9 protein-coding genes are annotated in these 14738 nt (G+C 70.9%); 7 read left to right on the top strand and 2 right to left on the bottom strand.

All coding sequences use genetic code 11. From position 1 onward, the window contains the following. Positions 1 to 44: 44 nt before the first annotated feature. The gene (locus ACLQ2T_RS12135; RefSeq protein ID WP_425766101.1) at positions 45 to 5507 is read right to left on the bottom strand and encodes a carboxyl transferase domain-containing protein; all 5463 of its coding nucleotides are present in this window, start codon (positions 5505 to 5507) and stop codon (positions 45 to 47) included. A 276-nt stretch (positions 5508 to 5783) separates the two neighbouring features. On the opposite strand from ACLQ2T_RS12135, the gene ACLQ2T_RS12130 reads away from it, so the two are divergent. The 5 genes from ACLQ2T_RS12130 to ACLQ2T_RS12110 all read left to right on the top strand — a co-directional run bounded on the left by ACLQ2T_RS12130 (position 5784) and on the right by ACLQ2T_RS12110 (position 11427). After that, positions 5784 to 6230, top strand: a complete 447-nt coding sequence (locus ACLQ2T_RS12130; RefSeq protein WP_425766099.1) for a helix-turn-helix transcriptional regulator — start codon at positions 5784 to 5786, stop codon at positions 6228 to 6230. 31 nt (positions 6231 to 6261) lie between these two features. Further along, a complete protein-coding gene (locus ACLQ2T_RS12125) occupies positions 6262 to 8646 on the top strand; it encodes an ATP-binding cassette domain-containing protein (protein ID WP_425766098.1) in 2385 nt (794 codons plus the stop codon). Between the two features lie 59 nt (positions 8647 to 8705). After that, positions 8706 to 9116: a VOC family protein gene (locus tag ACLQ2T_RS12120; RefSeq protein WP_425766097.1), complete on the top strand. Its 411-nt coding sequence runs from the start codon at positions 8706 to 8708 to the stop codon at positions 9114 to 9116. 66 nt (positions 9117 to 9182) lie between these two features. Continuing rightward, a complete protein-coding gene (locus ACLQ2T_RS12115; RefSeq protein WP_425766096.1) occupies positions 9183 to 9758 on the top strand; it encodes a hypothetical protein in 576 nt (191 codons plus the stop codon). A 52-nt stretch (positions 9759 to 9810) separates the two neighbouring features. Beyond that, positions 9811 to 11427 (top strand): diguanylate cyclase domain-containing protein, encoded by a 1617-nt coding sequence (locus ACLQ2T_RS12110; RefSeq protein WP_425766095.1) that lies wholly within the window; start codon positions 9811 to 9813, stop codon positions 11425 to 11427. Between the two features lie 4 nt (positions 11428 to 11431). On the opposite strand, the gene ACLQ2T_RS12105 is transcribed toward ACLQ2T_RS12110, so the two are convergent. Beyond that, positions 11432 to 11998, bottom strand: coding sequence for a nucleosidase (locus tag ACLQ2T_RS12105; protein WP_425766094.1), 567 nt, complete (start codon positions 11996 to 11998; stop codon positions 11432 to 11434). A gap of 222 nt (positions 11999 to 12220) precedes the next feature. Between ACLQ2T_RS12105 and ACLQ2T_RS12100 the strand changes: the two genes are divergently transcribed. Then, complete coding sequence (locus ACLQ2T_RS12100) at positions 12221 to 13135, top strand: bile acid:sodium symporter family protein (RefSeq protein WP_425766093.1); 915 nt, start codon at positions 12221 to 12223, stop codon at positions 13133 to 13135. Between the two features lie 153 nt (positions 13136 to 13288). Next, on the top strand, positions 13289 to 14665 hold the full coding sequence (locus ACLQ2T_RS12095; protein WP_425766092.1) for an FAD-dependent oxidoreductase: 1377 nt from the start codon (positions 13289 to 13291) through the stop codon (positions 14663 to 14665). Positions 14666 to 14738: the final 73 nt, after the last annotated feature.

The raw sequence follows: 14738 nt of genomic DNA, 5'->3' as shown, positions 1-14738 counted from the left end.
GCCACGGCGGGGCCGGCTCACCGCCGACCCCGCCGTGACCGGTCTCATCGCAGGTGCGCCTCGATGGCCTCGATGATGCGGGGACGCAGCTCGGCCGCGCGGATCACCGCGTCGACGGAGCCGACCTCGACCGCCCGGTGGATGTCGTGCACCCGGTCGAACTCCGCGGCCACCTCGCCGAGCTTCTCCGCCCGTACCGCCGAGCGCAGCTCGTCGAGCTCCGCGGTCAACGTGGCGCGTTCGGCACCGGCCGCGGTGGCCACCCGGGCCTGTAGCTCCCGTACCCGGGCATCGGCGGCGGTGCGCGCGTCGACGTCGCGGGCGAACACCACGGCGGCGGCCGGAGCCCCACCCAGCACGGAGGCGTACGAGCCCTCCAAGGCCAACACGGTCATGTTGGGATTCAACGCCTTGGAGAAGACCACGAAGGCGCCACCGTGGTACCGCGAGATCACACAGAACACGATCGGCCCACGGAAGTTCACGATCGCCCGGCCGATCTCGGCGCCGTACTCCAGTTGCAGTTTGCGCATCGACTCCGGCGAGCCGTCGAATCCGGACAGGTTGGCCAGCACCACCAGCGGCCGGTTGCCGCTGGCCGCGTTGATCGCCCGCGCCGCCTTCTTCGACGACCGGGGGAACAGGGTGCCGGCCGTGTAGGTGTCCGGGCCGTCGGCGGGCGGGAAACCGTGCCGGGGCACCGACCGCGACTCGATGCCGAGCAGACACACCGGGATGCCGCCGAGGTGGACGTCCTGCACCACCGCGGTCTCCGCGTCGGCCATGCCCGCCCACCGCTCCAGCACCGGGTGGTCCTGGTCGGACAGGGCCCGCATCACCGTACGGATGTCGAAGGGCTTCTTGCGGTCCGGGTTGGTCTCGGCGGAGAAGATCTCGCCGACCGTGGTGAAGTCGCTGCCGGCCACCGAGTGCGGGAAGTCGGAGACGTCCCGGTCCACCGGGTCGGTGGTCTCCGTACGCCTAGGTGCCGACTCGCCCGGCGCGACGTAGGTGTGGTCGTAGTGGGCCATCAGCACGTCGCGGGCGGCCGGCAGGTTCGGCGCCCAGTACTGCGCCTGCCCGTTCGGGCCCATCACCCGGTCGTAGCCACCGATGCCGAAGTTGTCCTCTGCGGAGACCCCGCCGGAGAAGTCCAGCGACTGCTTGCCGGTGAGCACCATCGCCGAATCCGGCGTCATCACCAGCACACCCTTGGTGTGCATGAGCATGGTGGCCTCGGCGTTCCAGTACGGCTGGGCACCCACGTTGATGCCGGCCACCACGATGTTGATCTCGCCGCCGCCCTGGGTGAACTCGACGATCCGCTTGAGGGCCGCCGCCACCCAGTCCATGTTCTCCGTGCCCGAGGTCATCGAGATCCGGGCACCGGCGGACAGGGCGTACCACTCCAACGGCACCTGCATCCGCTCGGCCAGATCCAGGGCTGCGATCACCCGCCGGCACTCCGGCTCCGACAGCGCGCCCAAGGCCTTGGTGGGGTCGCCGAGCAGGATGACCCGGGTGACGCCCTGGGGATGCCGGGCGGTCTTCGTGTTGACCACACCGGCGACGATCGCCGCGCTGTTGCGGCCCTTCGGCCGGTCCACCGGCACCAGGGTGTGGGTCTCGTCGAGGTCGTACTCGACGAAGTCGCCGAGCAGCCGGGTCAGCTCGTACGGGTAGACGGTGTTGCGGCTGCTGGCCCGCAGCACCTTCAGCCGGTAGTCGTCCAGCGGCTCGATCGGCTCGACCGGCGGCTCACCGACGGTCAGTTGCGCCCCACCGGTGGCGTCGAAGGTGATCCGGATCCCGACCTTGGTCAGCTGGCCGGTGGCCCGGTCCTGCTGCCGGGCGATGAACAGGATCTCCTCCAGCCCGGCGCCCGCGGTCGTCGGGCGTACCCGCCCGGCGATCATCTCCATCTCGGCCCGGGTCAGGCCGCTCGGCGGCCACACGTAGATCACGATGCGGTTGGTGGGGAAGCGGTTCTTCGAGGGCCGCAGGGACCGGGCCCGGCGGATCGAGTCCAGGCAGGCCGCCACCGCGTCCTCGGTGGTCGGCAGCGCGACCAGCCGACCGTCGTGGTCCCGCAGCTCGGTCAGGTCCCGTACCTGAGCGAAGGCGACGAGCCGGTCGTCGGAGGGGTTCTCCCGGGCCACGCACTGGAACAGGTAGACCTCCTCGTCCGCCGAGGGCAGCCGGGTCAGGTCGAACTTGTGCAGCCGCTCCAGCTGCATCCGCTGCGCGATGTACGGGTGCAGGCCCCGGATCAACCGCTCCTCGGCCATCCCGCCGTCCGCCGGACGGAAGGTGAAGTGGTGGTGCATGACCGCCCCGCCGCTGCCGGCGACCGTGGTGGTCAGCCGTTGTACCTGCGGGGGCAGGGGCTGCGCGTTGATGACCGCGAGCAGTGCCGCCGCCATCGCGTCGAAGTCCTCCGGCTGGTTCTCCCAGGCCAGGTAGATGTCGGCGTTGACGGCCTCCTCGTCGACGGCCAGTTCGGCCAGCCCGCGCAGCGCGTCGCCGAAGGCCTCGAAGCCCACCGCGGCGGACACCAGTGAGGAGTCGGCCCGTTCGGCGACCACGAGGGTGCAGCCGGCCGCCGGGCGGGTGCGGACCCCGATCAGCTGCTTGTTGCCGTAGTAGCGCCGGGTCAGCACCTCCAGCATCGCGGTGTTGTCGAAGCGGTCGCGCAGCAGCCGCTGACCTAGCAGCCGGACCAGGGGTTCGGTGCTGCGTACCATCGCGGCCACCCGCTCGGCCCGGTCCGGGGCGTCCGGCTGGGCGTCCAGGTGGCGCAGGTGCTTGCGGACCTCGGCGTAGACCAGGGCCCGGTTGCGGCGCAGCAGCGGCTGGGCGAACCAGGCGAAGACCACACCTCGGGCCAGGTCGGCGATGACCGGGAAGCGGACCTGAGTGGCGGCCAGCAGCCGTTCCAGGGCCAGGCCCACCGACTCGCGCAGGGACTCCGCCGGCGGCGGCTCCGGCAACCAGGCGCGCAGCAGCGCCGTGACGACCGCTGCGTCGGCGGTGGCCCGCTGCTGGGCCAGGAAGATCCGGAAGACCGCGGCTTCGACCTCGGCGCAGCGGTCCAGCTCGGTCACCCCGTAGTGCCCGAGGGCGCGGGCCAGCTTGGCCTGGAAGGTGGTCGGCAGGTCGGCCCGTTCGACATCGAGGCTCTGCAGATAGGTGTGGAAGTACTCCCGGTCGCTGTGCACGTGGGCACCGCCACCGTCCTCACCGGTGGGCCGGTTGCGGCTCAGTTCGGCCAGGTCGGCGAAGACGTTGAGCAGGTCGAGTTCCTCGGCCAGCGGCCGGTGACCGTCCTCGGTCGCCGCCTGCCGGGCCAGGAGGTAGTCGTCGAGCACCCGCCGGTCGTCGTGCGGGTCGACATCGAAGCCGAGCAGCAGGCCCCGCAGGTCCTCCTGGCCGCGTCGGGTGCGCTCCAGCACCGGGACCTGCTCGGGGGCGGCGGGCAGGTCCAACTCGACGGCCGGGGCGGCCCGGTCCTCGCCGGCCTCGGCGTCACCGTCACCGATCGGGTCCAGCCGCATCAGCGGGGTGCCCGCCTCCACCTGGTTGCCCACCGCGACCGCGCATTCCCTGAGCCGGGCCCGGAACGGCGCCCGCAGCACGGTCTCCATCTTCATGGCTTCCAGCACCAGGACCGGCGCGCCGGCCTCGACCTCCGCGCCGACCGCCAGCGGCGTGGCGACGACCAGGGCGGGCATGGGTGCCCGCAGCACCCCACCCTCGTCGCGGCTGATCCGGTGGGTCACCCCGTCCACCTCGACCAGGTGGATCGGTCCGTGGGTGGCGGTGAGCAGACGGTGCTGGGCGCCGTTGACGACGATCTGTCCGGTGTGCCGATCGAAACGGTCGAGTTCGACGTCCGCGGTACGGACCTCGCCGCCGGCCTCGATCCCGACCCGGAACCGGTGGGCCCCGGTGCGGGCCACCCGCATCCGGTAGTCCAGCCCGCGCAGTTTCAGGTCCAGGGGTCGGCCGCCGACATGCTGCACCTGAGGGCGTCCCCCGGCCGCGGTGGCCAGCAGTCGGTGCCGCTCGTCGCGTTCCTCTTCCTCGTACGCCTCGATGGCGGCGGCGGCCAGGGCGACTGCGGAATGCCGGTGCCCGACGAGTTCGCCGGCGGCCCGTACCCGGTCGATCCAGCCGGTGTCGGCGCTGGCGTCGATGACCTCGGGCCGATCGAGCAGGTCGAGCACGAAGCTCTTGTTGGTCGCGCCACCCTCGATGATCACCGTGGTCTCGGCCATCGCCCGGCGGAGCCGACCCAGGGCCTCGTCGCGGTCCCGACCGTAGGCGATGATCTTCGCGATCATCGAGTCGAAGTCGGCCGGGATGGTGTCACCCTCGCTGATGCCGGTGTCCACCCGGATGCCCGGTCCGGCGGGCAGGTCCAGCCGGGTGACCCGGCCGGGGGAGGGGGCGAAGTCCCGGTCGGGATCCTCGGCGTTGAGCCGGGCCTCGATGGCGTGCCCCCGCTCGACGGGGGGCTCACCCTCCAGTCGTCGACCCGCGGCCACCCACAGTTGCGCCTTGACCAGGTCGAAACCGGTGGTGGACTCGGTGATCGGGTGCTCCACCTGGAGCCGGGTGTTGACCTCCAGGAAGGCGAACAGCCGGTCGCCGGGGTGGTAGAGGAACTCGACAGTCGCCGCCCCCCGGTAGCCGACGGCCAGCGCCAGCCGCTCGGCCGAGGACTTGAGTTCGGCGGTCTGCTCCGCGCTGAGCACCGGGGAGGCCGACTCCTCGATGATCTTCTGGTTGCGTCGCTGCACCGAGCAGTCGCGTACCCCCAGGGCCCAGGCGGTGCCCTGACCGTCCGCGATCACCTGGACCTCGACGTGCCGGGCGCCGGTGACCAGGCGCTCCAGGAACACCACTCCGCTGCCGAAGGCCCGCGCCGCCTCCTGGCTGGTGCGCTCGTACGCCTCGGTCAGCTCGGCCTCGCTGGTGATCACCCGGATGCCGCGCCCGCCACCGCCCGCGGTCGCCTTGAGCATCAGCGGGTAACCGATCTCGGCAGCGGCGGCCCGCGCGGCGTTCAGGTTCTCGACCGCGCCCCGGCTCCACGGGGCCACCGGCACCCCGACCTGCTCGGCGATCAGCTTGGCGCCGATCTTGTCGCCGAGCTGGCGCATCGCCTCCGGGCTGGGCCCGATGAAGGTGACCCCGATCTTCTCGCACAACTCCGCGAAGGCCGGATCCTCGGCGACGAAGCCCCAACCGACCCACGCCGCGTCGGCGCCGGTAGCCAGCAGGGCGCGCTCCAGGGTGGCCAGGTTCAGGTACGGCCGGGCGGAGGCGGGGCCCAGCTCATAGGCCAGGTCCGCCTCCCGTACGAAGGTGGCGGTGCGGTCGACATCCGTGTAGAGGGCGACGGTCTCGATCCGTGTCCCGGTCTGCGCAGCCAGTTCTCGGGCCGCGTGAATGAGCCGCATGGCGGCCTCACCACGGTTGACGATGGCGATACGGCTGAACACCCGATCGACCCCTCCGGTAGATCCTGTGACGAACGAGGCGGCAATGACGGCGGCCCCGGCAGTGAACACTGTTCTGCCTGCGAACGGGTCGCGCCATGCCGTAACCGCCGAACCCTGCGCGGCCGGATTGTAGGAATCACACAAAACCTTTTGGTGTCTTCACCTCACCTGCGCGCTACCGTCATCGACCCCATCTCGACGGTAAAGGCGCGGTGCCCTGTGCCACACCCGCCTGCTTGCTGGGCAACCACCCGGCGTCGTGGCACGATCTCGCGGGTGACCGGCAGAGTCTCGGCTGAGCAGCTGAAGGATCTGGCGCGGCTGCGTAGGGTCCGGGATCGCATCGACCGCGAGTACGCCCAGCCCCTCGACGTCGAGGCGCTGGCCCGTGGGGTGAACATGTCCGCCGGCCACCTCAGCCGCCAGTTCCGGCTGGCCTACGGAGAATCGCCGTACGCCTATCTGATGACCCGGCGCATCGAGCGGGCGATGGCGTTGTTGCGTCGCGGCGACCTGACGGTCACCGAGGTATGTTTCACGGTCGGTTGTGGGTCGTTGGGTACCTTCAGCACCCGGTTCACCGAGCTGGTCGGGGTACCGCCGAGCACCTACCGGCGGCAGGCGCATACCGGGGCGGCCGAGCTGCCCGGGTGCGTGTCGCGGCAGGTGACCCGGCCAATCAGGATTCGAGAAGCGTCGACGGACGGGCCGCGGCTAGCGTGACCGGCGAACGCTCACGGGGATGGAGAAGACGATGACCAGGAGCACGAGCGCCGGGACCCCCTCGCCGCGCGTCGCCGACAGCCATGACCTGATCCGGGTGCACGGCGCGCGGGAGAACAACCTCAAGGACGTCAGCATCGAGATCACCAAGCGTCGGCTGACGGTCTTCACCGGAGTCTCCGGATCGGGCAAGAGTTCCCTGGTCTTCGGCACCATCGCCGCCGAGTCGCAGCGGCTGATCAACGAGACCTACAGCGCCTTCGTGCAGGGCTTCATGCCGACCCTGGCGCGCCCGGAGGTCGACGTGCTCGACGGGCTGACCACCGCGATCATCGTCGACCAGGAACGGATGGGCGCCAACTCCCGCTCGACGGTCGGTACGGTCACCGATGTCAACGCCATGTTGAGGATCCTGTTCAGCCGACTGGGGCAGCCGCACATCGGCTCGCCGCAGGCCTTCTCCTTCAACGTGGCCTCGGTCAGCGGGGCGGGTGCGATCACCCTGGAACGCGGCGGCACCACGACGAAGGAACGCCGCAGCTTCAGCGTCACCGGCGGCATGTGCCCACGGTGCGAGGGCATGGGCCGGGTCAGCGACTTCGACCTGTCTGCGCTCTACGACGACAGCAAATCCCTCAACGAGGGTGCCCTGACCATTCCCGGCTACAGCGTGGATGGTTGGTACGGCCGCATCTTCAGCGGCAGCGGCTTCTTCGACCCGGACAAGCCGATCCGCACCTTCACCAAGCGCGAGCTCAACGACCTTCTCCACAAGGAACCGACCAAGATCAAGGTCGACAACATCAATGTGACCTACGAGGGGCTGATCCCCCGGATCCAGAAGTCCTTCCTGTCCAAGGACCGGGAGGCGATGCAGCCCCACATCCGCGCCTTCGTCGACCGGGCGATCACCTTCGCCACCTGCCCGGACTGCGGTGGCACTCGGCTCAACGAACTGGCCCGCTCCTCGAAGATCGACGGACGTAACATCGCGGACCTCTGCGCGATGCAGATCAGCGACCTGGCCGAGTGGGTGCGGTCGCGCAACGAACCGAGCGTGGCGCCGCTGCTGGCCTCGCTGCGGCACACCCTCGACTCGTTCGTGGAGATCGGGCTCGGCTACCTCTCCCTGGACCGCCCCTCGGGCACCCTCTCGGGCGGCGAGGCCCAACGCACCAAGATGATCCGGCACCTGGGCTCCTCGCTGACCGATGTCACATACGTCTTCGACGAGCCGACCGTCGGGCTGCACCCGCACGACATCGCCCGGATGAACGACCTGCTGCTGCGGCTGCGGGACAAGGGCAACACCGTACTGGTGGTGGAGCACAAGCCGGAGATGATCGCGATCGCCGACCATGTCGTCGACCTGGGCCCCGGGGCGGGTACGGCCGGCGGCTCGGTCTGCTTCGAGGGCACCGTCGAGGGTCTGCGGGCCAGTGACACCCTGACCGGGCGGCACCTCGACGACCGGGCCACCCTCAAGGAGAAGGTGCGTATCCCCACCGGGGCGCTGGAGGTCCGGGGCGCGGCCACTCACAACCTGCGCGACGTCGATGTCGACATCCCGCTGGGGGTGCTGGTCGTGGTCACCGGGGTGGCCGGCTCCGGCAAGAGTTCCCTGATCCACGGCTCGGTGGCCGGGCGCGACGGGGTGGTGGCGGTCGACCAGACCGCGATCCGTGGCTCCCGGCGCAGCAACCCGGCGACCTACACCGGCCTGCTGGAACCCATCCGCAAGGCCTTCGCCAAGGCCAACGGGGTCAAGCCGGCCCTGTTCAGCGCCAACTCCGAGGGCGCCTGCCCGACCTGCAACGGGGCCGGGGTCATCTACACCGACCTGGCCATGATGGCCGGTGTCGCCACCACCTGCGAGGACTGCGAGGGCAGGCGGTTCCAGCCCGCCGTGCTGGAATACCACCTGGGCGGGCGCAACATCAGCGAGGTGCTGGCCATGTCCGTCACCGAGGCCGAGGCCTTCTTCGACGAGGGGGCGGCCCGTACCCCGGCAGCGCACGCCATCCTGACCCGGCTGGTGGATGTGGGGCTCGGTTACCTGAGCCTGGGTCAGCCGCTGACCACCCTGTCCGGTGGCGAGCGGCAGCGGCTCAAGCTGGCCACCCGCATGGCCGACAAGGGTGGCGTCTACGTTCTCGACGAGCCGACCACCGGCCTGCACCTGGCCGACGTCGAGCACCTGCTCGGGCTGCTCGACCGACTGGTCGACGCCGGCAAGTCGGTGATCGTCATCGAGCACCACCAGGCGGTCATGGCCCACGCCGACTGGATCATCGACCTCGGTCCGGGTGCCGGACACGACGGCGGCCGGGTCGTCTTCGAGGGCACCCCGGCCGACCTGGTCGCCGCCCGATCCACCGTCACCGGTGAGCACCTGGCCGGCTACGTGGGCGGGTGAGGGGAAGCGGTCAGGATTCGAGAAGCCGCACCGGTCCGGGCGCGATTAGCGTGGCCAGCATGAACATCACCATCCATGCCAGCTTCCTGCCGCACACCGACCCGGAGGCGACACTGGCCTTCTACCGCGACATCCTCGGTTTCGAGGTCCGCCTGGACGTGGGGCACGGCGGGATGCGCTGGCTGACGGTCGGTCCGCCCGGCCAGCCCGACACCGCCATCGTCCTCACCCCGCCGGCGGTCGACCCCGGCATCACCGCGGACGAGCGCGCCACCATCGCCGAGATGATGGCCAAGGGCACCTACGCCGGCATCCTGCTGGCCACCCCGGAACTGGACGAGACCTTCGACCGCCTCCAGGCCGCCGATGTGGAGGTGGTTCAGGAACCGACCGACCAGCCGTACGGGTTACGTGACTGCGCCGTACGCGACCCCTCCGGCAACCTGATCCGCCTCCAACAGTTGCCCTGAACACCCGCCACAACCAGGGGTGGCCGAGGGGAGAGGGGTGGGACCGGGGGTGGTTAGGCTGCGGGCATGGAGGTCGGCGAGCAGGGGCGGTGGCTGGCGGGGTTGCTGGCGGAGCGGGTCGACCGGCTGGCCTTCACCGACCTGACCACCGACCAGGTCACCGCCCGGCTGGTCGACACCGTGGTCGGCTGGGCACGTGAGCAGGGTTGGCGGGTCTACCGCCGGGCCCCCAGCGTGCTGCCGCTGCCGCCGCCGATGTCGGCCCAACAGTCCGTGCTCGATGTGGCCTGCGCCCGCCCCGACGGGCCGCCGGTCGTCGTCGAGGTCGACCACGGCACCCGCCGCCGCACCTGGGAGAAGCTGCTGGCCGAGGCGGAGGCCGGACGGATACCCCTCTGGCTGCGCTGGGGTACCGGCCGGTTCACCCCACCCCCGGCACCGATCCAGATGGTGACCTGCGAGGTCACCGCCCGCCCGGAGCCGGGCGGGCGGGGCCGGTTGCACACCCGGCTACCCCGGGCCGAGAAGCAGCCACCGGCCCACTCCGCCCTACGGCTCGATGGACCGGCCGCGATCGAACTGCCGCTGCCGACGATCGGGTCAACGAGCGGACCGCCCGCACTACCGGGTCATCCCGAGTGAGCCGTTGCCGTACCATCGGCCTGATTTCCTACCTGGGCGGTGCGGAGGCCGCATGGACGAGGTGACCCTCGGGGCGCTCCGCCTCCTTGAGGAGGCGCAGGCCGGTGCTGCGGCGCAGGTGTTGACGGCCGCGGAGACGGCGCTTCGCGAACCGACCGGACAACTGGGCGACGGTCCGGCGGCGATGCACTTCGCGCGGGTCGTGGCGCTGACCCGCCTGGGTGAACTGCGTGCCGCGATCGACGCCACCGACCTGATGTTGGCCGCGGCCGACCGGGAGGGCAGCGCCGGATGGCGATCCTGCGCCCTGTCGCTGCGGGCCACCCGACGGCTGCGCCTGGGCGGCCAGAACATCGCCGAGTACGACATCGAGGCGGTGCTGCGCGACCTGGTCAGCGCCCAGACCGCCCTACTGGCCGACGAACCCAACCCGGTGATCGTGGGTAACGCGCACACCGGAATCGCGATCGGCTTCGCCCAGCTTCGCCTGTACGAGTTGGCCGCACCCCAGTTCGAGGCGGCCTACGAGGCGACCCGACGAGAGTCCTATCCGGACAACGGCAACCGGGCGATGTGGCTGTGCAACCTCGCCGAACTCAACCTGATCTGGGCCCTGGAGCTGTACCAGGTCGGTCAGGTGGCCGAGGCGGAGCGGCACACCGGCGCGGCGGAGGAGTACGCGATACGGGCCGCCGCCGAGGCCTCCGGCCCCAAGGCGGAGGTGTGGCGGCTCTCCGCCCTGCTGTACGCGGCGTGCTCCCGCGCCGACCGTCAGGATCCGGCCGGTGCGGCTGCCGACATCCCCCGCTACACCGAGCTGCTGCGGATCCACGGTGTGTCCGAACAGCATCAGGAGATCCTGTTGTGCCGGCCCTTCCACGCGGTGGCCCTGCGCCGGTCGGGGCGACCCGAGCAGGCCTTACGGGTCATCGAGGAGGCCGTCACCCTGCTGTCGCCGGACACCGACTGGCTGATCTCGGCCGCGGTGCACCGTACCCACGCGGTGCTGTTGGCGGCGACCGGCTCGCCCGGCGCCCGGCCGGGGCTGACCTACGGCGACGCCCTGGCCGAGTTGCTGTGGCGGCAACGGAATCACTGGCTGCACACCGCGATGACGATGCAGGCCTACGACGCGCTGCGCTGGCAGCACGAGCAGGCCGAGCGGGCGGCGCGGACCGACCCCCTGACCGGGGTGGCCAACCGGCGAGGGCTGGACCGGTTCCTGCGTGAGCTGACCGATCCCGACCTGGCCGACCGGCCGGTGGCCGTGCTGGCCGTGGACATCGACCGGTTCAAGCACATAAACGATTCGCTGGGTCACGCCACCGGCGACGAGGTGCTGCGGGCGGTGGCGGACCTGCTCACCGCCAGCGTCCGGCAGGGCGACTTCGTGGCGCGGTTGGGCGGCGACGAGTTCGTCGCCATCCTGCCGGGCGCGGATGCCGCACTGGCCCGGCAGGTGGGCCTGCGGACGGTGGCCGCCGTCGCCGGTCTGACCGCCTGGCCGGTGCAGGTCAGCGTGGGGGTCGCCCACGGTCCCGCGTACTGTCTGGAGCAGGCCCTCGGTGTCGCCGACCAGGCGATGTACGCCGCCAAGCGCGCGGGTGGCAACCAGACCAGCTGCCTGGGGGCGGAGTTGCCCGGTTGCGCTCCGGCAGCCTCCGACTGACCGCTCAGAGGTGGTCGCGGACCCAGTCGGCCAACAGTCGGGCGCACTGGTCCACGGACTCCTGCCAGGTGCTCGCCGCCCCGGCGCCGGCCTCGTCGCTGACCTGCTTGATCAGACGCACCGGTACGCCGAACCGCTGGGCGGTGGAGGCGACCGCGTAACCCTCCATGTCGACCAGGTGGGCGCGGGTGGCCAGGGCGGCGCGGGCCTGGTCGTCGGCGATGAACTGGTCGCCGGTGGCCAGCACCGGACCCTCGCCCAGGGTCACCGGCGCCCCGACGGTCTGACCGGTCAACCGGTGGAGGAAGGCGGTGTCCAGGTCGTGTTGCAGCACGCTGCCGACTTCGTGGATGCCGGCCCAGCCGGGGTGCAGGGCGCCTGCGGTACCGAGGTTGACGACCGCCGAGGGCCGCGGCTCGCGGGCCAGGGTCCCCGCGATCGCGGCGGCAGCATTGATCTTCCCCATGCTGGTGAGCAGCACCGGTAGGCGCGCATCGAGGTGCGCGGCCTCCTCCGCGAGGGCCAGCACTAGCAGCGGGCGATCAGGGCTGATCGTTCCTCGAAGATCCATCGGGCGATGGTAGCCGGGCACCGGGGCGGCCCTCGGTGGCAAGGGCCGTTCGGCCGAGGGCCTGCCGCGGTCGGGTCCTGGGTCTTCGTCACGGCGGCCGTTGTATCGACGGATGTCGACTGGGAATCATCCTCACCTGCGAGCGGTGGTCCTGACCGGTTCCGCGCATCCAGCCACACGGATGATGGTGAATGCGTTACCGGGTGGTAACGATGTTGGGTCATGGACTCCGCCCTGACCCTGATCGGACTGCCCATCGCCCTCGGCGTCATCATGCTCGGTCTGGGTCTCGGCCTGACCGTCGCCGACTTCCGCCGGGTGGCCCAGCATCCCAAGGCCGCCGTGATCGCACTGACCTGCCAGGTGCTGCTGCTACCGGCGCTCTGCTTCGGCCTGGTGCTCGCCTTCGGCCTGCCGCCGGAACTGGCCGTCGGGATGATGCTGCTCGCGGCATCTCCCGGCGGCACCACGGCCAACCTCTACAGTCACCTCTTCGGCGGGCACGTGGCGCTCAACATCACCCTCACCGCCATCAACTCGGTGCTCGCCGTGTTCACCCTGCCGATCGTGGTCAACCTCTCGGCGGCGCACTTCCTCGGTGACGGGCGCAGCATCGGTCTCCAGTTCGACAAGGTGCTCCAGGTCTTCGCCATCGTGCTCGTACCGGTCGTCATCGGCATGCTGGTCCGAGCTCGGGCTCCCCGCCTGGCCGCGAGACTGAACCGGCCGGTGCGGATCCTGTCGGTGGTCGTACTCGTGGCGGTGATCGCCGGTGCCGTACTCGGCGACCGGGACAACCTGGCCGACTACTTCGTCTCGGTGGGTCTCGCCGTGCTCGCGTTCAACCTGCTGAGCCTCGTGATCGGATACGGCGTACCCCGACTGGCCGGGGTCGACCGCGATGCGGCCAAGGCGGCCGGATTCGAGATCGGCATCCACAACAGCACCCTCGCCATCACGATCGCACTCAGCCCGGCACTGCTCGACAGCAGCCGGATGGCGGTCCCGGCGGCCGTCTACGGCATCGTCATGTTCTTCACCGCGGCTGCCTTCGGTTACCTGGTGAACCGGACGGGCTCCCGCACCACCACCTCCCCTGGCGACACCACCCTCCACCCAGGAGGCCGACTGTCGTGACCCGGACAGCCGGCGGTGGGTCGGACGGGAGGCCCCGGCTGTGCAACGATCGATGAGCGCCATGCCGACCCGCCCGCCCGCCGACCGGTCGCCGTGCTGGCAGCACGGTAGGGGCACGGGGTGGGCGGCACCTCGTACCCCCTTGGAGAGCCCATGTCCCTCTCTCCGGCTCAGGTCTTCGCGGCGTTGAACGCGGTGCGGCCCCCCGACGAGCCGTCACCGTTCATCGACAAGGCCGTCGTGCTCGGTGGCAGTGTCGCGGGCCTGCTGGCCGCGCGGGTGCTGGCCGACCACGCGGCCGGCGTCGTCGTGATCGACCGGGACGACGTGCATGTCCCGGGCCCTCGGCCCGGTGTTCCGCAGGGCACCCAACTGCACGCCCTGCTGCCGGGCGGCTTTCTGCAATTGGAACGCCTCTTCCCCGGGTTTCGTCGGCTGGCCCTGGCGCAGGGCGCGATCGAGGCACCCCCTGCGGCCCGGCGCACCTACCTCGACGGGCGGCTCAAGGTCGTCGTACCGGACGACGCCGACAGCCTCGCCGGCAGTCGGCCCCTGCTGGAGGGGCTGATCCGGCAGCAGGTGCTGCGGCTGCCCAACGTCAAGACGGTCACCGCACGGGCCACCGGTCTGCTGGTCGACGGGAATCGCGCCACCGGGGTCCGGTACGAGGTCGGCGGCCGGCCCGGGGTGGAGCAGGCGGATCTGGTGGTGGACGCCATGGGCCGGTCCAGCCGGCTCTCCGACTGGCTGGAGCAGGCCGGGTGGGAGCGGCCCGCGACGCGGCGGATGAATGTGCAGCTCAACTACGCCACCGCCCTGTTCCGGCGTCGACAGGACAATCCGGAACACGCCGTCGTGATGGCCCTGAACAGCTATCGGAGGTCGCCGGAGGTGGCGGGGGCGGCCTTCTTCGCCATCGAGGACGGTCGGTGGATGGCGATGATGGCCGGCTACGCGGACAACCGTCCGGGCCGTACCCCGGAGGACTTCCTGCGTCGGCTGCGCGAGCAGTTCCCACCGGAGTTCCGCGAGGTAGCCGACAGTGAACTGCTTGGCGAGGTGCAGACCTACCGCCACGGGGACAGTCGACGGCGGGACTTCCACACCCTGCGCCGTTTCCCGGCCGGGCTGGTCCCGGTCGGCGACGCGGTCGCCTCCTTCAACCCGGTGTACGGGCAGGGCATCACGGCCGCGACCCTGCACGCCGCCTGCCTGTCGACCTACCTGCGACCCGGGCCGGATCTGCGGCAGCCGGCCCGGGAGTTCCTCGCCCTGCAACAGGTCGTGGTCGACGCCGCCTGGTCGATGTCGACCTCCGCTGATCTGGCCCTGCCGCATGTCGACGGCCCCTACCCCCGGGGCTACCGGCTCTCCAGCTGGGTCAGCCGGCAGATCGTCACCGCCACCATCACGGACGTCGCCACCGCCCGCCGGTTCAACGAGGTGGTGTCCATGCGTGAGCATCCGGACTCGCTGGCCACCCCCGCGGTCATCCTGGGTGCGCTCCGCGCGAACCTGCGAGCCCGGTGACGAGGGCCCTCTGGTGATCGTCACTTCGGACCGGCAGAGTGGCCTGCATCGACTGATCATGACTGGAACTGGG

The sequence above is a fragment of the Micromonospora sp. DT229 genome (assembly GCF_049844505.1).
Taxonomy (GTDB): Bacteria; Actinomycetota; Actinomycetes; order Mycobacteriales; family Micromonosporaceae; genus Micromonospora.
This window is presented reverse-complemented; position numbering and strand designations above follow the sequence as displayed.

What these genes read in the sequence shown, in the direction of transcription:
- ACLQ2T_RS12125 (WP_425766098.1), top strand. Translation starts at nt 6,262, where the DNA reads ATGACCAGGAGCACGAGCGCCGGGACCCCCTCGCCGCGCGTCGCCGAC.
- ACLQ2T_RS12120 (WP_425766097.1), top strand. Translation starts at nt 8,706, where the DNA reads ATGAACATCACCATCCATGCCAGCTTCCTGCCGCACACCGACCCGGAG.
- ACLQ2T_RS12115 (WP_425766096.1), top strand. Translation starts at nt 9,183, where the DNA reads ATGGAGGTCGGCGAGCAGGGGCGGTGGCTGGCGGGGTTGCTGGCGGAG.
- ACLQ2T_RS12110 (WP_425766095.1), top strand. Translation starts at nt 9,811, where the DNA reads ATGGACGAGGTGACCCTCGGGGCGCTCCGCCTCCTTGAGGAGGCGCAG.
- ACLQ2T_RS12105 (WP_425766094.1), bottom strand. Translation starts at nt 11,998, where the DNA reads ATGGATCTTCGAGGAACGATCAGCCCTGATCGCCCGCTGCTAGTGCTG.
- ACLQ2T_RS12100 (WP_425766093.1), top strand. Translation starts at nt 12,221, where the DNA reads ATGGACTCCGCCCTGACCCTGATCGGACTGCCCATCGCCCTCGGCGTC.
- ACLQ2T_RS12095 (WP_425766092.1), top strand. Translation starts at nt 13,289, where the DNA reads ATGTCCCTCTCTCCGGCTCAGGTCTTCGCGGCGTTGAACGCGGTGCGG.